Source organism: Vibrio sp. dhg (genome assembly GCF_003443775.1).
Taxonomy (GTDB): domain Bacteria; phylum Pseudomonadota; class Gammaproteobacteria; order Enterobacterales; family Vibrionaceae; genus Vibrio; species Vibrio natriegens.
The window spans coordinates 173,955-191,672 of the sequence record NZ_CP028943.1 but is presented as its reverse complement, the minus strand read 5'-3'; the positions used below and the strand labels follow the sequence as shown (position 1 = coordinate 191,672).

At 37.7% G+C, this 17,718-nt stretch carries 16 protein-coding genes; 2 read left to right on the top strand and 14 right to left on the bottom strand.

Features of this window, described 5'->3' with window-relative positions:
* Window positions 1-34 precede the first annotated feature (34 nt).
* Both DBX26_RS00895 and DBX26_RS00890 read left to right on the top strand, forming a co-directional pair.
* Window positions 35-1,042, top strand: a complete 1,008-nt coding sequence (locus DBX26_RS00895) for a sugar transferase (RefSeq protein WP_118117522.1) — start codon at window positions 35-37, stop codon at window positions 1,040-1,042.
* A gap of 1 nt (window position 1,043) precedes the next feature.
* Window positions 1,044-1,853, top strand: a complete 810-nt coding sequence (locus DBX26_RS00890; RefSeq protein ID WP_118117520.1) for a glycosyltransferase — start codon at window positions 1,044-1,046, stop codon at window positions 1,851-1,853.
* 40 nt (window positions 1,854-1,893) lie between these two features.
* On the opposite strand, the gene DBX26_RS00885 is transcribed toward DBX26_RS00890, so the two are convergent.
* The 14 genes from DBX26_RS00885 to DBX26_RS00820 form a co-directional block, all read right to left on the bottom strand.
* Window positions 1,894-2,757, bottom strand: coding sequence for a beta-1,6-N-acetylglucosaminyltransferase (locus DBX26_RS00885; RefSeq protein WP_118117518.1), 864 nt, complete (start codon window positions 2,755-2,757; stop codon window positions 1,894-1,896).
* Entirely contained in the window at window positions 2,754-3,638 is an 885-nt protein-coding gene (locus DBX26_RS00880) for a glycosyltransferase family A protein (protein ID WP_118117517.1), read from the bottom strand. The genes DBX26_RS00885 and DBX26_RS00880 overlap by 4 nt, the downstream gene beginning before the upstream one ends.
* Window positions 3,639-3,771: 133 nt before the next feature.
* Window positions 3,772-4,425 carry a sulfotransferase family 2 domain-containing protein gene (locus DBX26_RS00875; protein WP_118117515.1) on the bottom strand — a complete coding sequence of 218 codons (654 nt, stop codon included), beginning with the start codon at window positions 4,423-4,425 and terminating at the stop codon, window positions 3,772-3,774.
* Complete coding sequence (locus DBX26_RS00870; protein WP_118117513.1) at window positions 4,426-5,205, bottom strand: hypothetical protein; 780 nt, start codon at window positions 5,203-5,205, stop codon at window positions 4,426-4,428. It abuts the gene before it with no gap.
* Complete coding sequence (locus DBX26_RS00865; protein ID WP_118117511.1) at window positions 5,195-6,346, bottom strand: hypothetical protein; 1,152 nt, start codon at window positions 6,344-6,346, stop codon at window positions 5,195-5,197. The genes DBX26_RS00870 and DBX26_RS00865 overlap by 11 nt, the downstream gene beginning before the upstream one ends.
* A 135-nt stretch (window positions 6,347-6,481) precedes the next feature.
* Window positions 6,482-7,753, bottom strand: a complete 1,272-nt coding sequence (locus tag DBX26_RS00860; protein WP_118117509.1) for a flippase — start codon at window positions 7,751-7,753, stop codon at window positions 6,482-6,484.
* A gap of 18 nt (window positions 7,754-7,771) precedes the next feature.
* Entirely contained in the window at window positions 7,772-9,184 is a 1,413-nt protein-coding gene (gene cysN / locus DBX26_RS00855) for a sulfate adenylyltransferase subunit CysN (RefSeq protein WP_118117507.1), read from the bottom strand.
* 5 nt (window positions 9,185-9,189) lie between these two features.
* Window positions 9,190-9,852, bottom strand: a complete 663-nt coding sequence (locus DBX26_RS00850) for a hypothetical protein (protein WP_118117505.1) — start codon at window positions 9,850-9,852, stop codon at window positions 9,190-9,192.
* 27 nt (window positions 9,853-9,879) lie between these two features.
* Window positions 9,880-10,110, bottom strand: coding sequence for a hypothetical protein (locus DBX26_RS00845; protein ID WP_118117503.1), 231 nt, complete (start codon window positions 10,108-10,110; stop codon window positions 9,880-9,882).
* Between the two features lie 357 nt (window positions 10,111-10,467).
* A complete protein-coding gene (gene cysC / locus DBX26_RS00840; protein WP_118117501.1) occupies window positions 10,468-11,115 on the bottom strand; it encodes an adenylyl-sulfate kinase in 648 nt (215 codons plus the stop codon).
* Window positions 11,116-11,134: 19 nt separating this feature from the next.
* Window positions 11,135-12,865, bottom strand: a complete 1,731-nt coding sequence (locus DBX26_RS00835) for an SLC13 family permease (RefSeq protein WP_118117499.1) — start codon at window positions 12,863-12,865, stop codon at window positions 11,135-11,137.
* A 43-nt stretch (window positions 12,866-12,908) separates the two neighbouring features.
* Window positions 12,909-13,817, bottom strand: a complete 909-nt coding sequence (gene cysD / locus DBX26_RS00830; RefSeq protein WP_118119727.1) for a sulfate adenylyltransferase subunit CysD — start codon at window positions 13,815-13,817, stop codon at window positions 12,909-12,911.
* Window positions 13,818-13,913: 96 nt separating this feature from the next.
* On the bottom strand, window positions 13,914-14,897 hold the full coding sequence (locus DBX26_RS00825) for a Wzz/FepE/Etk N-terminal domain-containing protein (protein WP_118117497.1): 984 nt from the start codon (window positions 14,895-14,897) through the stop codon (window positions 13,914-13,916).
* Between the two features lie 142 nt (window positions 14,898-15,039).
* Window positions 15,040-17,718, bottom strand: coding sequence for an SLBB domain-containing protein (locus DBX26_RS00820; protein WP_118117495.1), 2,679 nt, complete (start codon window positions 17,716-17,718; stop codon window positions 15,040-15,042).

Here is a 17,718-nt window from a genome sequence, read left to right as displayed (position 1 = left end):
AGCTTGGCTAACCAACTAATAAATAATTATTAATATGACCGATACGATCAGCGATACAATTCAGAAAAGAGATGCGTTGGAGTTACCAGCGAGCGATTCTATCGAAGCAAATGCTAATTTTTCGAGTACAACCTCTAAGCATCTGGAATCATGTATTTACATCTACTGCCCTAAACCAGATGAGGAAAAGATCGCTAGGGTCTTAAAACGACACCCAGAATTAAATGCTCAAGTAAACAATTACACTATCAGGGACTTTAAAAGTAAGACGCTTTGTCACTTCAAAAGCTCACATTTAACTCAAGAGCAGCAGGCATTCTTAGTTGCAGCAACAGAACTCGGGGCGTGGGTTGAACCTCTAGTCAGCTACTTGGATTCATCCCTAGGTTATACGGAAACAGAGCTCTTACATAGCGGCTATTTCTTACACCAAAAAGCTTTTTCTATCCTTTCTAACCGTAAGAACAGTTGGCAAAAACGAGCAATCGATCTCTTATTTGTATTCATGCTTGCTTGGATTGCTATTCCTATAGGTCTAATTACAGCATTACTCATTAAATTAGAATCACCAGGGCCTGTTTTCTTTAAGCAACGCCGTACTGGTCAATACAATGAAGAGTTTGAAGTTATTAAGTTTCGCTCGATGCGCAACGATGCAGAAAAGAATGGTGCCCAATGGGCGACTAAGAATGACGCTCGTGTAACGAAAGTCGGCAACTTTATTCGTAAAACTCGAATTGACGAGCTTCCTCAGCTAATAAACGTATTGAAAGGCGAGATGTCTATGGTAGGTCCTCGTCCAGAGCGCGAAGTATTCATCTCTGAATTAGAAAAGGAGATTCCATACTACCGTTTCCGTCACGCGGTTAAACCCGGAGTAACAGGTCTTGCTCAAGTAAAATACCCTTACGGAGCGTCTATTGAGGATGCCGTTTGGAAGCATAAATACGACGTTTTTTACATCAAACATCAGAACTGGAAGATGGAAATAAAGATTCTATTTCTTACAGTAAAAACAGTTTTGTTTGGGATGGGTAGGTAATATGACTTCCAGTTTTTCAGTTTTGTGCTCGTTATACCATAAAGAAGATCCTAGTTATCTAGAGCTATGCTTTGAGAGTCTATCGCACCAAAGTTTAAAAGCGGATGAGATCGTTATTGTGCATGATGGTCCACTTACCGATAGCTTATATGATGTAATTGCTCGTTGGAAAACTAAGCTTCCTTTTAAAGAAATTATTCTCGAAAAAAACGTTGGACTAGGTAAAGCGCTAAATATAGGCCTTGAGGCTTGTTGCCACGATTTAGTTGCTCGTGTTGACACAGATGATGTTAATCATATTGACAGATTTGAGAAACAAGTTCGCTATATGGATCTGAACCCTCAAATCTATGCTATCAGCTCGAATGTAAATGAATTTGAAAGTGACCCAAATAAACCTTGTAGAATAAAAAAAGCTCCCTGTGGAGAAAATATTCTTGAGTACAGCTTAAGAAGAAACCCATTGAATCACATGGCAACAATATTTAGAAAACATGCAGTAATAGAAGTTGGTGGTTATAAGCATCACCTATATATGGAAGATTATAACTTGTGGTTACGCCTACAGGCCAAAGGTTACAAAATAAGTAACATACAAGAGTCCTTAGTAAGTGCTAGGGTTGGTAATGGCATGCTAGAGAGACGTCGTGGCCTACCATATGCAATGAGTGAGTTAGCGATGGGGCGTATTATGTACCAGTTGAACTTAGCTAAAGGCCCTAAAGTCGCGTTGTACTTTTTTGCTAGGGCACTTACTCGAATTGTACCTGCATTCATTCTTAGCCACATTTATCGCACTGCCTTACGATAGTTAAGGTGGTAAACAGCTCAACCTAATCAGGTGAAAACTATTACTTGTGTATGCTCAATATTTTATTACTTAGCTCTGATCCATCACACACATCAAGTTTTCTGGCAAAAAACGCTGTTCCAAAACAGTCTAAATCACTGATATTTAACCTTCTTGGACTATTCGATTTGTTCGACCAACGTATAAACCTGAGGTTATTCTCTAACAACTTGTCTTTATAACTTGAGTTCTTAAGCAATGTATGAAAAAAAATCTCATCAACACAACTCGTATATTCAATACTTCTCATTAACTCTGTGTTGTTAGAGCTTTTTATTACATGATCAATAAAGTTCCTATGTAGAGTAAACCATGACGAACCTTTATAAAATTTCATTTTTTGTAGAGGTCCTTGACGTTTAACTATCAAATTAGTAAATAACGAACTCACAAAAAATAGCTTCCTCACTAATACACTACTTTTATATAATCCAATTTTCATCCCCCAATGATGCATCGTAATACGCTTATGAAATTTAGACGCATCCGAGTACGCAAGAAAGTTGGTTTCATTGCTTTTTCTTAAAAAGTCATCATATTCTTCCAAACGACGGATTGGGAAGCATTCACCACTTAAAAATGTAAAGTAATCATAGCTATTGAACTTTCTTGCTTCCTTAATAAGATTTAACGTTGCAAGTAATTGAGATGAATGAGCCCAATATACAGGGATTCGCTCTTTAATAAAGATAACATTGTATTTAAAGTCGTTTATTTTGCACCAATTCATTAAAGCATCTAATGCTTTATCACACTTTTTATCAACATGAATAAAAACATCAGAATTTGAAGATAGTAAATTAATCAAACAACGGACATGTTCGCTATCTTTATGAAGCATTAACAAAAATACATTATTACTCATGCGAATGGATAAACCTTTTTCAATATAAATTTAGGACATAACATTAGTATAAACGACTTTAAATTAGGCTTTATAAAAAAGGATTTAAAAGCATAGTATGCTTGCAAATAAAATGAAGTTGATGCAGCAGAGAGCGAAACTCTTGTATAAACGTTAGAAAAAAAAGCGTCGCTTAACACTTTGTTATTTTTCGACTTTACATGCTTATCGAAAAGATAGGTACCAGACAATAAATAGTTTTTGTATTTAGAGCTAATCTGATTACCATTGTCATGTATTGTATATAATACGCCAGATTGGTTATCATGCGCAAATTTACAAACTGAAGCCATACTTATCCATAAATCGTAATCTTGCAGGCATGTTAACGACTCATCAAACCCTTTAACCATATTGAAGTATGCCTTCTTGACACCTACTCTAGAAGTTGAGCCAATAACATTCCCCTTTAAAAACAAATCATATGTATAGTTAATTGAGTCTACAGGCTTTACTATTCGTTTAATAGAATCTAAATCATTACTTTTTACAATTTTAATACCAGTATATACTAGGCCAATTTCAGGTGATAATTCAAAAACATTCATTCTACTTTCAAATGAATCAGGTTCAACTGCATCATCATCATCTAGAAAAAAAACTATCTCTTTTTCTGAATTAGCAACACCAAGGTTACGACAATAATTAGCACCTCTTGATTTCATGTTGTTTATTATTTTAATATTTAAATCAAAAGAAGAAAATTTTCCAGAATCTACTTCTTCTCCACCATCATTGACGATGATCACATCATATGGAAGGCAAGTAGATTCTGATATACTTTTAACGCACCTGAATAAGTAATCTAATCTATCTTTTGTCGTAATAACTACTGAGTACATTTCAATTATAGCCTATAATTTATCATAAAAATCAAAACATTATTGTCGGTGCGGTTTAACCAGAAACGAAAAAGTTAAAGGTATATCTTTAAGCTGCAGAATGAGAATTTATAAAAATTGCATTACTTTATTCTTATTCACTAGAATCAAAAAAATAAATCTTGTCCGAATGAACATCATAATCAAACCTTTGAAAATCAATCTTATACAGCTCGATAATTTTTTTAAAGTTACTTTTTTTAATACCTAACTTGCTTTCTTTAAATTGGCTTTTATTTTTATGAGGCAATACAGCCTTAATGCTATATTTTTCTGATAGACGATCAAAGTCATCTGGCAAGTTTTCAAATTTTCCTATAAAGTCTACATCTTCTCCAGCATATTTATCTTGAGTCCAGAAAAAATAATGATGATCAACTAAATCTTGATTTAAGTATTTTTCAATGAAGTCATCAAAAGAAAGACAGTTTTTCATAAAACTTATAGACGTATTTGGATTTTCTTCAATATGCTTTTTAGAATATAGATAGGTAGATATAAGCCTTTCTATTGGATTTCTTACAAATACAACCTTATTATAGGATTTAAATTTTTTAGCATTAATTAGTTTTAACTCTTCCGCAGAGAAGTGCCATGGGTCCTCACCATATAACGCATCACAAATACTTGTCCCCGCAACTTTTGGTACATGTATATAAATAATTTCTTTTTTGTCATAAATGTTATAAACACTGTTTTTTTTAAAAAAAGAACTTAATAACTGTTTAAGGACTACCTTTCTTAACATTTAACTACAAAACCCTTTAATCATACTAGAAAACCCAGAGGTTGATATATTTGACCTCATTTTAAAAGCTACTCTTACAAGTAAGAAAAGTCCCCAAAAAAAGCCATAACGTCTTTTATAAAAGGCTCCTTTTGCAAGATACCAATTCTCATCGATACTTTTTCCGGTAGATTCGTATGGATGATAAAATAAATTGATAGGAGAGTAAAAAACACTCAGCCCTTTTTTTAAACAATCACCTAAAAAAATCGCCTCTTCGCCCATTTTGAATTTTGAACCCAGCCCAAACTCTTCGTCAAAGAACGGAAAATCAATATCACTTTTTACAATAATTTCAATTGAAGAAACTGAATTTATACTCCTCTGGTTATGTTGATGACCATTTTTCCTATAAGTTTTATAGTCATTATTTGAGTCAATTTTTATTTTACCTGTAATTATATCCGCTGAATTATTTGAGAATGACTCTTTAACTAAATCATAGGTCAAACTATGATTAAAATCCACGTCGTCGTCCGTAATAATTCCATAAGAGTTTTTATAGTTAGCTTGAAAATAACTCAATACAAAGTTTCTATTTGCACTCAAACCATCGCCATGACATCTTAATAGAGTTAAGCCTTCAACATTAAATTTATAATCAAGAGAAAAATCAGACTGTATAGATATCACAAATTCTATATTTTCTTTAGTGGATATTTCCTCGTAAACTTTATTAAGCAAGCTCGATATGTCTCTACTGTTTGTAGAAACCAAATAGACCAGTTTATTACTTTTCATTTTTTACCAAAATATAGTTCATTATACCAAGTCCCCATATAAAATAATAACCAAGATCATATCTTTGAATTGAAACAAATGCAATGAATAAAATTCCAACTTTAGAAATAGGTATTTTGAAAGTATATATGTAAAGAAGAAAAATCAACATTACACCTATAACACCATGAAAAAAAAATGTGCCAAACAAGAAACCATTACTATTTATGTAATTACATTTCTCACATTCATTAGCTCTATAACCCGTCCCAACTAGTGTATCAACTATGTCTCTTTCCAAGATATACTTAATATTTTCTTGTTTGTAACTAACACTATAGTCTGTACTGCTTTCTATTCTTTTCGATCTAGCTTGAACGTACTCTCCTATTGGAGAAAAATAGGTAACTGTAAGTATAATCGACAAAGAAATGGAAGTTAATAAGTATTTGATCATGCTATTATTTTTAATCAGTACAATTAACAATAAGATAAAAGCATAAATCATCCCGGATATCGAAACAGTCAATAGCAAGCTAATAATTGTTAGATACATTAGCTTCGGTTTATATGTATGAATAGCTAATAAAACATTCAGGCCTGTAAGAATCGTAGCATATACGCCAGGCTCCATATGAATTCCTGTTAGTCTTACGAGCCCAGCAAATGTTGGGTAATATGTATCTCGTGACCATGGATAAAGCATCTGATGCAGGTCTACATGCTTATTAAAAACAATTAGAATAAAAAATTGAACATATATTAAAAACAAGTTTACTTTTATTAGAAGTTCAATGCATTTCGTTAAATCTATTTTTTTTGGTAGTGAGAATATAAATAGAAAACAGAAAACAAAACTCACACATACTGAGCGTACATCAGTAATGTTATCAACCCCGAAATAAGCAATCCAACAAAAAATCACTATTAGAAAAAAAAGCAGATGAATTACTATTTCTTTCGGGAATATTGATTTTGCCTTATTTGCCAATATAGCAAATATCATAGCCGACAAAATTAACAAATCATGAAGAATTCCAATTCCAGTTGTACCACTTTCAATTTCATTACCATAAGGGGTAAAGATCAAAAATATCACGAAAAACGTAATAACATATTGAACATTTATACCTAATCTAGATTTTTTTAACACCATGTTCATGCTTAAATACCATTATTCGATATGTTTTAATTTTTCTTTTTAATTAGAATATAGATGAAAGGAGCAATGTTAACATTTATCATAAAACACTATTTGCTGATTTTAATATCGATATTTCTTACCTAGCTTAAATAATTACATTATCCAAGTGTGCAGTCCACACTGCTTATAAACTTTTATTCCCATAAGAATATTCCAAGTAACCATGCTAATAGCAACAGAATATGCTGCTCCGATATAGCCAAAATAAGGCACGAATATAGACAATAGTATAACTGTGACAAAAAAACTAATGATTAAGTATTTCAACGCAGCTCTCTCATTCCCTGTCATTTGAAGTACAAGTCCAACAGAACCCATCATTACATTAATAATTTGTCCGACACACAATATAGTGATAATAGGTGCTGCTGAAACATACTCGTTCCCGAAAAGAAACGAAACTACCTTATCACCAAAGAAAATCAAGAATAATGCAAATGGCACTGAGGTTAATACACTTAAACGTACACTTTTAGTTAATATCTTTTGAGTAGATTCAATATCGTTTTGCCGGTAAAAACGAGCGATTTGAGGGCCTATGACAGTATTAATAGCAGCTAGGCCTAATGAAAGCAATGAGACACCTTGCATGGCAACTTTAAAATAGGCCACTGACTCTTCATCAGCTAAGAACCCTAAGAAGACACTAGCTAACTCGTTATTCATTGTGCTAATAACCGCTAATAATGTAAATGGCAGTAATGTTTTATGCCACTGTTTTATATTGTATTCTGCCGGTATAGACTTTATCTCTTTAGGTTTTTTTGAACTGACGAAATAGGCGCTAATTATTAAGCCTATCAAACTTGCAATAATCTGAATTTGAAGAAGAAAATATGCGTCAACACGAAAACCTACAAGTAGTATAAAACCAACCAATACTAATACGAAGAAAGAAGTTAAGACTCCCTGAGGTAATTGCGCCAAAACTGGAAAACGTAACCCGTTCAGCAATGCATTTTGGCGCGCTAAAACACCTCGAATTGGAATTAGAATTAAACCTACCCACAATAGATTGCCAATATCAGGGCGAATCCATTTTACTTCTATAGCAAGAGCTAACAATAGCATGACAACAAATGAGACTGCTACAATATACCCCATTGCCCAATTTAGGATGCCTTTCAACTCCCCCCATCGTTTATCAAGTTGCGCATTAGCGATCTCTCTGATTAACAGCTGCGGCATGCCTGCTATGGTAGGTATTACCGCTATTGCTATTAACGACAGAATAAAACTATAGCGGCCAAATTCTTCCGGTCCTAAAGTCCGAGCAAGAACGATACCCAAAATAACGGTTAAACCACGCCCCAGGATTTGAACCCCAGCTGTACCTAAGAACTTCTTAACTATTGGTTGTGACATAGAATAAAACTCAAATTGTTACTCAATAGCGTCACAGTTCCACTCAGGATAATGCTTGCGAACATAGGCATTCAGTTCTTTCTCAGCTTGAGAATAAACGCGACTAGGTTCACCTGATTTTTGTGATATTTGGCTTACCATACCAGCGCCAACTGTTACATTGGTATGACGGTCAATAACAACAAATGCACCGGTTTGAGGGAGGGTATTGTAGGTATCAACGGCAATTTTATCCGTTAATGAAATACTAGATAAGGCAATTTCGTTTAGATCCAGTGTTTCACTATTTTCTGCATGCTGCTGTAGCGTATTTACATCAATCTTATGCTCAATATCAGTCACTTTACCTGTGCATGATTTGGTTGCGAACTTGAAAATGTACTCTTTATGGGTACGCATCGGGTTCTCACCCATCCATACTACATGCGCTGCAACTTTATTAGTGACAATTGGCTCGTGGCCAACATGAACCAGCATATCTCCACGAGATACATCAATTTCGTCTTCTAGAGTAATGGTAATTGCCTGGCCAGGATAAGCGGTCTCTAACTCGCCGTCATGAGTGAAAACAGATTTAATACGGGATGTTTTACCTGACGGTAAAGCTGTCACTTCGTCGCCAACTTGAACAATACCCGATGCAAGCGTGCCACAGAACCCCCTAAAGTCTAGGTTAGGGCGATTTACATACTGAACAGGGAAACGCATGTGCTCAAGATCTTTGTCTTGGTCAACTTTTACTGTTTCCAGTAACTTCATCAATGTCGCACCTGGATACCAATCCATGTTTTCACTCGGAGTTACTACGTTATCACCTTTAAGTGCTGAGATTGGTACAAAGCGGATATCGTCAATATTGAAGTTCTTTGCCATTTCACGGTAATCAGCTTTGATTTTTTGGTAAACCTCTTGGCTATACTCCATCAAATCCATCTTGTTTATAGCAACAATGATGTGCTTAAGACCTAACAGGCTACAAATGTAACTATGACGCTTAGTTTGTGTTTGAATACCATGGCGAGCATCAACCATTACAATCGCAAGATCACACGTAGAAGCACCTGTAACCATGTTACGAGTGTACTGTTCGTGCCCAGGAGTGTCCGCAATGATGAACTTACGTTTATCTGTTGAGAAATAGCGGTAAGCGACGTCTATTGTGATGCCCTGCTCACGCTCAGACTGAAGTCCATCTACAAGAAGCGCCAGGTCAAATGCTTCGTCGGTTGTATTGAACTTCTGCGAGTCTTTTTCAATCGCCGCCATCTGGTCTTCGTAGATAAGCTTACTATCAAACAGTAGACGACCAATCAGAGTCGATTTACCATCGTCAACGTTACCACAAGTAAGAAAGCGAAGTAGATCCTTGTTTTCATGGACTTTTAGGTAGGCTTCAATATCGGTAGCGATTAATTCAGAACTATGTGACATAAAATTTACTCTTTAAAATACTTTTCTTTCAATAATTGATTACTTTCTTTGAACTCTTCTTCTATCAATGGTTTTAGATAATCATAGCCCTTTATTTTTCCACTAAAAAGAATAATAACTAACTTATTAATCAATTGACTCCGTATAAATGCTCTCCACTTGTTTTTCACTTGAAAGCTACTGCATTTAAACAAAACATTAATCAAAAGAGCCAAATAGAGCCCTTTATTATTTAGTGATTCATTTGACTTGTTATTTAATTTTTTAAATAATGACGGTTCTTCAATATTAATTAAAGAGTAAAAGTCCATCACCACATCTCCATCCAGAAGATTACTTCTATTGAAGTCTTTAACTATAAACTTAGCCTCATTAAAAACAGAAGACCAGTTTTCTATCATATTAAAATGATTAAAAAACAAGTTAGACGAATTGCATTTTTCAAAATACTCATCAATTCCCATTACCTTACCAGACTTCATTTTTGTTGAGTAACTGGACAAAAAATATGAAAATTGCTCCCTTACATAACAAATTATTACTATCTCTTTAAAATAAATTTTCAAAAAGTCATAAAGTTCTTCTATCTCATTAATTTTTGTTAGTCTAGATTGAAAGTGCTCACTAGAAATAATAACATTTTCTATATTTTCTGGAATATTTTCCATCTCTTCTGAGAAGGATTTCAATATCTTTTATTTATATAAAACCCTTTCCGCTTTAGTGTTTATTTTTTTATTTATAAAGTAATCATCTTTATTATTAACATTTATAAACACTTGAGGAAGATCACGATTATTTTTAATTCCAACGCTTTGAACGAAATAAAAGCCTCTACTAATCAATTCAACCTTGTTAAGATACAAAGACTCTTGAATTGACGTTGTACCTGTTTTTTCCGTACCAATATGCAAGAAGAGTTTCATTTCCAAATCATCCTTTTAATAACAATGCAACTATATCTTGATTTTCTAGCTAAAATTAATATACATCAGGTCTATATCTACTTATCAACCGTCCCAAATTTGTTATTTGACAAAAGGTTCATTACTTTGAGAAAACAGCTTTATCAACCAATCAACTCGTTATCAACAGTACAAGCTTTGTCAATTAGGATAAGTTTAACCAAGTTGACCACTACCTAGGTGATGAGTGAGAAATAGAAGATAAACTCCCTTTAACATCAAATCTCAAACCACACCAAGGAAGCATAAACAGTTAAGCAAATTGGCTTTAAAACGATAGCTACACCCGCGCATTAACCTTCAATAACTCATAATGCTTTACTTTGTTCCCTCAATACCCAAGTACCCTTCCACTAGCAGTTGTTCTACGACAAACTCCGCACATTCTTCGACGGATTTGCCCGCGGTTTTCACATGAATTTCTGGTGAGAGCGGCACTTCATATTTGGAGTCAATCCCAGTAAAGTTTTTGATTTCACCTGCACGAGCTTTTTTGTAAAGGTCTTTGGGATCGCGTTGCTCACATACTTCAAGCGGCGTATCAATAAACACTTCCAAAAACTGGCCTTCTGCCATTAAGTCGCGTACTTGCTCGCGATCAGCAATAAATGGAGAAATAAATGCGGTGAGCACTATCGCCCCCGAGTCTACAAATAGCTTTGCTACCTCACCTATGCGACGGATATTTTCTACACGGTCATTATCGCTAAACCCAAGATCTTTATTCAAACCATGACGAACATTGTCGCCATCAAGTAGATAGCTATGTTTACCTAAACTCAGCAGCTTGCTTTCAACCGCATTTGCAACCGTTGACTTTCCTGAGCCGCTTAGCCCCGTAAACCAAAGCACTACCGGCTTTTGCTGTTTTAATTGAATACGATCTTCATGAGTCACCGTCGTATTATGCCAAACGACATCATTACTCACGGATTCATTGTCTTTTACTTCGTAGGGAGAGCTCATCTTAATTCAATTCACTGTTCTAAAAAGGAAATATTATCGGAATAAGCGTATAAGCAATCCCGACATAAGTTAGCGTCATTAGCCAACCCACTTTGATAAAATCGACAAACTTATAACCACCAGCATTCATTACCATTAAATTCGTTTGGTATCCAAATGGGCTGATAAATGAAGCGCTTGCCCCATAAGCTACCGCCATGACAAAAGGCATATAATCAACTTGCAAATGAGATGACACACTAAGAGCGAGAGGTAAAACAATCGCGGCGGCGGCCGTATTTGTCATAATTTCGGTTAGCAAAATGGTCAGCAATATGATCATCAGCAATGCATGGTGGTGGCTTACTGACTCAAGCATGGCGCTGGTGCTCATAACGAGTTGAGTAGATAAACCACTTTTACTGAACGCAGCCGCAATAGATAACGCACACACCAAAATAGCCAGTAATTCGAATGGGAAGCGTCTTCTTAATACCGAACCATCGATAAGCCCTAATGTAAGCGAACCCAACAAATAAGCGCTCAAGGTTTCAATCAAACTGAGTGGCGTTGCGCTAGCAATAACGACAGCTGTAATAAAGCCAATAATACCGAACACGTTTTGGTGCAATGATAAAGGCTTATTAACTTGTCTCTTGCTAAGAAAAAAGAAGTTTCTTGAGAGATTAGGCCTCTTATCAAAGTCGCTGCCTGTCGCCAGCAACAGTTTGTCGCCAGCCAGAATAGTTAACTCACCCAACTTACCCGATATTGCCTGTCCTTGCCTCGAAATGGCTACCACTGCAGCATCAAACCGAGAACGAAACTCCACTTGCTTGATGGTCTTCCCTACCATTATGGATTCAGGGCTAACTAACACTTCTTGAAGATTTTTTTCTAAGTCGAAATCGTCAGAGCTAAAAAGTTCTAGACCATTCATATTAGACAGTTGGCTGACTTCTCTTACGTCACCGACAAAAATAAGCTTGTCTCCCTCTTCCATTTTCTCATGAGGAGAAACTGGAGAGATCAATCTTCCCTGACGAACGATTTCTACTAAGAAGAGAGACTTAAGAGAACGAAGACCATTTTTTAATACGGAATTACCAGCGAGAGAGCTGCCCTTTATTAATTCAGCTTCAATAAAATACTCTTGGTGAGTCTGCGTTTTTTGAACTCCACCATCAGGTAACCAGCGAGAGATAGCAAATATAGCGATACCACATCCAATCAGTAGTGCTAAGCCCACGGGTAAAAAGTCAAAAATTGCAAGAGAAGGTAACTCCTCCTCTTGTATTAATCCATTAACCACCAGATTTGTTGCTGTACCGACTAGAGTGAGTGTCCCCCCTAAAATAGAGAAGTAAGACAGCGGGATAAGCAACTTCTTAGCTGAATGGAATGGGTTGTTGAGTAACGTCCCCATTAACGTTGCGACCACTGCGGTATTGTTAAGGAATGCAGAACTTAACGAGCTCGCTAGGCCGAGCTTACATAACGTACGATAATAGTTCTCATCTGCTATTTTTGGCGCTAACCAAAAAAGAATCGCCGTCCGCTCTAAAACAAGCGCCGAGAGCATAAGCATGATCAATGTAATTACCGATATGTTCGTCACATTACCCAGCACTGTGCTTTGGCCGATCACGCCCGTTACGTACAACGCTGCGGTCACAATAATAAAACTGTAAACGGCTCTTATACGCCCCCAAACCAACAATGTAATGAGGACAATAAGAGCCCCACCGGTGACCCACTGCTCAAAAGGCACTTTATGTACTCTCTGTTACTGCTGTTTTGAAAAAGCTTTCAAGTTAGAAGTAACCTTCGCGCTTTTTCTTCTCCATAGATCCAGAACTGTCATGGTCAATTGCGCGACCTTGACGCTCTGAAGTCGTTGTGAGAAGCATTTCTTGAATAATTTCAGGTAACGTCGTTGCCTCTGATTCAACAGCGCCAGTTAGCGGGTAACAACCAAGAGTACGGAAGCGCACCATTTTTTCTTCTACGACTTCACCTTCTTTTATTTCCATACGATCATCATCTACCATGATCAACATACCATCGCGTTCTACGACAGGGCGTTTCTTCGCCAGGTATAGCGACGGAATTTCAATACTTTCTAGATAGATATATTGCCAGATATCTAACTCAGTCCAATTAGACAGCGGGAATACTCGAATGCTTTCTCCCTTGTTAACTTTACCATTGTAGATATTCCAAAGCTCCGGACGCTGATTTTTTGGGTCCCAGCGATGGTGTTCATCACGAAAAGAATATACTCGCTCTTTCGCACGCGATTTCTCTTCATCACGACGTGCGCCACCGAATGCTGCATCAAACCCGTATTTATCTAAAGCTTGTTTAAGGCCTTGAGTTTTCATAATATCAGTATGTTTTGAGCTGCCGTGAACAAATGGGTTGATGTTCATCTCTAACCCTTCCGGGTTCTGATGGACAATCAGCTTCATACCCAATTTTTCTGCCATGTAATCACGAAACTCAATCATTTCCTTAAACTTCCACGTCGTATCGACGTGCATCAGTGGAAATGGCGGGATACCTGGTGCAAAAGCCTTTTTAGCTAAATGCAGCATTACGGATGAATCTTTACCTACAGAGTAAAGCATTACTGGATTATCAAATTCCGCAGCAACTTCGCGCATGATATGGATTGACTCGGCTTCAAGCTGCTTTAGGTGAGTCATTCTCTCTGGAGATATTTTCATCATTTCACACTTTTTAATGGTTTAAATTTATCTATAGATTCAGTGAACTAAATAGCACTGAGTAAGATATTTGTTCTTGAATTCTAGGTTCTAGGTTCTAGGTTCTAGGTTCTCAACATCTTCATTCCTAAATGCAAATCGTACTAAAACAACAGCAACACCAATCATCCCACCCAAAAAAGTAATCAATACACAGATAAGTGCGCGTTTAGGTCCATCTTTTAGTTCAGGTACAACGGCCGGGTCCACTGTTTTAAAAACAAACTCTTCTTGAACCTCCGCTAGCATTAAACTTTTTGTTTGTTCCTCAATGAGCTTGTAAAAAGTGCTTTGCATATCGGCTACAGCCGTTTTCAGTAATTGGGTATTGAGATAGTCTAAGTTTTGCGACGTTTCCGCAATGGTACGTTCACGCATCACTTTATTGATATCTTCGACCATCCAATCAACCCATTGCTGAGCAACATAAGGAGAATAGTGTTTAATAGAAACTGTGTATAAACCACTATCTTTGTCTTGATTTACACTTAAAATTTCTTCCTTAAACACTTCAAAAGCCTCTTGAGCTGTTGGCTTAGAACCGCGGAGGCCTTCAGGTTCGCGTAGCCACTCTCCAGTGCTCTGGTCATAAACATCATCATCCATAACAAGTTGATTATTAGGCAAATCCCAATCTTTAGCCGCCATTAACGGTACAAATAAGTCATGTTTATTGATGAAAGCATCGATAAATTGACGAGATTTCATAACCTGAACTGCAAGATCGGTCTGGGATGACTCAGCACCACCCAAATTTACACCTGCCAATGCAGCTAAGCCACCAAGCTGACCAGCCATTTTTGACAAACCACCAGTACTTGAACTTTCCGCTGGTGCTAACAAAGCATCCGCTTTGTAAATATTTGGTAGGCTTAGGGCATAAAGTACTGAAGCCACAGCAAATACAAACGTGGTGGCAAGAATAATCCACTTTCCCTTCCAAACTGCTTTAAAAAGTTCACGTAGGTCAATTTCATCGTCAGCTATATCGGGAGTTTGTGTGGGGGATGGTAAGTAGTTTGGTTGTGGTTTCATAGGGATAACAAGGTCCTAGGATCCTAGATTCTAGACCCTAGGTAAAACTAGGTGCTAGAGATAGGATCGGTGAAAATTAGTTTAGTTACGGATTACGATAAATCGGCCCTAGGATCCTAGATGCCTAGGACCTAGGATCTACTTATTTCAACGCGTTGATCGCTACACCTGTTTGGTACAAGATTTGCGTTGCAGCGGTCCAAGTACTTAGAGCATCGCGGTAGTCTGTATCGATAGGCACAACAATAGTATCGCCGGCACTTAGTTCTTCATTGTTATTACCAAACCAGTACCCTGATGTTGGCTTGTAGACGGAACCGTCTGCACGGACGACGAATATACGGTCTTCATCAGCTTGTTTTTTCGCACCACCTGCTTTATTTAAATAATCTTCAACTTCTAACTTACTATCTAGCAGATAAGTAATTGGAACTTGAACTTCGCCCATAATCGATACTGTGTTGCGGAATGTGGGAACAAATAAGAAATCACCGTCTTCTAGCATAAAGTCTGCGGAACGCTCATCTTTTATAATACGATTGAGTTGAACGACCATACGGCCAAGTGCTTTGCTGCGACTAGCTTCCTCAACAAATTTCAGTGTTTTATCTGGGTCAGAAATAACAGAACCTAAGTTGCTGTCGGCACGAAAAGTCTTCTTGGCTGTTTCTGCACGCATGTCAGCCGCATACTCGTTAAGTAGCTTCTGCTCTTGTAATCGAAGTGCTTCACGAGTAAATATTGCCCCTTGAGGGTGAGCAAACTCGGTAAGACCACCCGCTCGTTCAAGTAGCTCGCCTAGCGTCTCTCCTTGGCGAACTGTATAAGTACCAGGGAAACGAACTTCACCTTGCAAAGTGACTGTGCTTTGTAGTTTCACACTTGGCTTTTCTAATATGTTCAAACGGTCACGACCTGCAATAATCGCATCGTCAGCAGTACTACCCTGAATTGCTTTACGTAGGTCAATACGTTCTACATCAATATAAGCGCGTTCATCGACACTATTAACCACCGTTCGAGCAAGTTCCGCATTGATAGTAAATGCGTTGTAAGTTAATCCACCAGCTGCTTCTAGTAGTGTTGAGACGGTCATTCGTGGCGTAATTGGATATCGCCCCGGATGTTTTACTTCGCCAAACACCTCTGTAATTTGCGGAGCTAAGCCGAGCTTAGACTGCTGCTGGAGTTGTAGAAGTACAGGCGCAAGCAAAGTTCGTCGAGTGTTTTGCTTCATTGCCTCAAAATCTTCTTTCGTAATCTCTTTACCACGGAAAATGATCTTAGTTTGTCGAGTGTTGGCTTTTGAGTTGCTATCTATCGCCGTCACAGCAACCACAGGATTTAAGACATCTTGCTCTTGTTTAAGATCTTGCTGCGCTTGTGATTGAGCTTCTTCTAGTGTTTTTGCTTTGGTTACAACATCGTCCTCAGCAAAATTATCTAAGTCTTCATTATTAAAACGGTTAAAGACCAGAACTCGGTCGCGAGACTTTAATTGCAGGTTATCTTTACTACCCGGTGATAAAATCGCTTTGGCTAGGTTAACTTGATGTACTTCTATATCTCGTTGAGGATTGATTTCTCGAACGACTACGGCGTAGTTTACATCTGCAGTTGAATTAAACGACGAGTCAACCGATTGGAATAAGTCGGCGATTCGGATGCCATTATTCCATTCCACAAAGCCAGGATGGCGCACATCACCTTCGATTTGAACGTATCGAGTTAACTCTTCGCTTTTCTTCAGCACGTTGACTTCATCACCCACTTTAACTTTCGCTTGTTGGTCTTGGGAATTCACAAAGTTCAGCGTTAATGCTTCTCGGCTACCTTCAGTACCGTAACGTTTTATATCGATCTTTTCAAAGAAGGCATTAGCAGTAAAACCACCCGCCATTTGAATTAATTGTTTGTAGGTTTCACCCGGTTTTACTTCATAAATCGCAGGGCGGTTTACTTCGCCGTCAACTGAAACGGTTTGTGCAACCGAACCAATAAATACCACATCACCCGGCATTAAGCGTACATCGTTACGAGCATCACCCTTTAGCAGCAGATCGTACATATCTAGATTGCGAATCACTTTACCATCGCGTTTCAACTGAATATTACGCAGTGCACCACTTTCTCCAAAGCCACCACTGTAGTAAATCGCTTGAGAAATCGTCGAGAGTGCACTCACGGTATACGCGCCCGGTTTGTACGCATCACCCATGACAAATACTTGCATGGTACGCATTTCACCAAGAGAGATATCACTACGCACACCAATCATCTGTTCCTGTACACGTTGGTTAAGTGAGTCACGTACTTCAGAGAAGCTCATGCCAGCGACTTGTACCGGCCCCAACGATGGGAAGTTGATGATTCCCGCACGGTTAACACGCAGACGATGAGTAGTGTTCTCTTTACCGAATAGCTGGATCACAATTTCATCACCTGCACCAATGGTATAGTCAGCAGGAACAGGGACGTCACTAATAGGAGCAAAGGTACTTGGTGAGCCAGCAAATAACTCCAAACCGAAACGTTTCAGTTTTTGCTCTTCATCAGGCTTTAGCCAATCAAATTGCTCACTGTCCATATCAGCTGCCGCTTGTGGACGCTGCTCAATGACTTGTGGATTCTCATAGCTGGTTGATTGAGAGGCCCCTGAAGGCAGAGTAATACCATATTTACTTGCCAATGCTTGTTGCTGATCGACTGGTAAGCTCTTAAACATTTGAAGCTGTTCTGGGGTTGGGTTTTGCGCCAAGGTGTATGGCGCAAACATACTGGCCAATACACAAACCGCAATGGAGAAATATCCTTTAAGCAT

Excerpts from the sequence above, each read along its gene's own strand:
- DBX26_RS00825 (WP_118117497.1), bottom strand. The coding sequence starts at position 14,897 with ATGAAACCACAACCAAACTACTTACCATCCCCCACACAAACTCCCGAT.
- DBX26_RS00875 (WP_118117515.1), bottom strand. The coding sequence starts at position 4,425 with ATGTTAAGAAAGGTAGTCCTTAAACAGTTATTAAGTTCTTTTTTTAAA.
- cysN (WP_118117507.1), bottom strand. The coding sequence starts at position 9,184 with ATGTCACATAGTTCTGAATTAATCGCTACCGATATTGAAGCCTACCTA.
- DBX26_RS00850 (WP_118117505.1), bottom strand. The coding sequence starts at position 9,852 with ATGGAAAATATTCCAGAAAATATAGAAAATGTTATTATTTCTAGTGAG.
- DBX26_RS00845 (WP_118117503.1), bottom strand. The coding sequence starts at position 10,110 with ATGAAACTCTTCTTGCATATTGGTACGGAAAAAACAGGTACAACGTCA.
- DBX26_RS00860 (WP_118117509.1), bottom strand. The coding sequence starts at position 7,753 with ATGTCACAACCAATAGTTAAGAAGTTCTTAGGTACAGCTGGGGTTCAA.
- DBX26_RS00880 (WP_118117517.1), bottom strand. The coding sequence starts at position 3,638 with ATGTACTCAGTAGTTATTACGACAAAAGATAGATTAGATTACTTATTC.
- DBX26_RS00890 (WP_118117520.1), top strand. The coding sequence starts at position 1,044 with ATGACTTCCAGTTTTTCAGTTTTGTGCTCGTTATACCATAAAGAAGAT.
- DBX26_RS00820 (WP_118117495.1), bottom strand. The coding sequence starts at position 17,718 with ATGCTTAAAGGATATTTCTCCATTGCGGTTTGTGTATTGGCCAGTATG.
- cysC (WP_118117501.1), bottom strand. The coding sequence starts at position 11,115 with ATGAGCTCTCCCTACGAAGTAAAAGACAATGAATCCGTGAGTAATGAT.
- DBX26_RS00870 (WP_118117513.1), bottom strand. The coding sequence starts at position 5,205 with ATGAAAAGTAATAAACTGGTCTATTTGGTTTCTACAAACAGTAGAGAC.
- DBX26_RS00885 (WP_118117518.1), bottom strand. The coding sequence starts at position 2,757 with ATGAGTAATAATGTATTTTTGTTAATGCTTCATAAAGATAGCGAACAT.
- DBX26_RS00895 (WP_118117522.1), top strand. The coding sequence starts at position 35 with ATGACCGATACGATCAGCGATACAATTCAGAAAAGAGATGCGTTGGAG.
- DBX26_RS00865 (WP_118117511.1), bottom strand. The coding sequence starts at position 6,346 with ATGAACATGGTGTTAAAAAAATCTAGATTAGGTATAAATGTTCAATAT.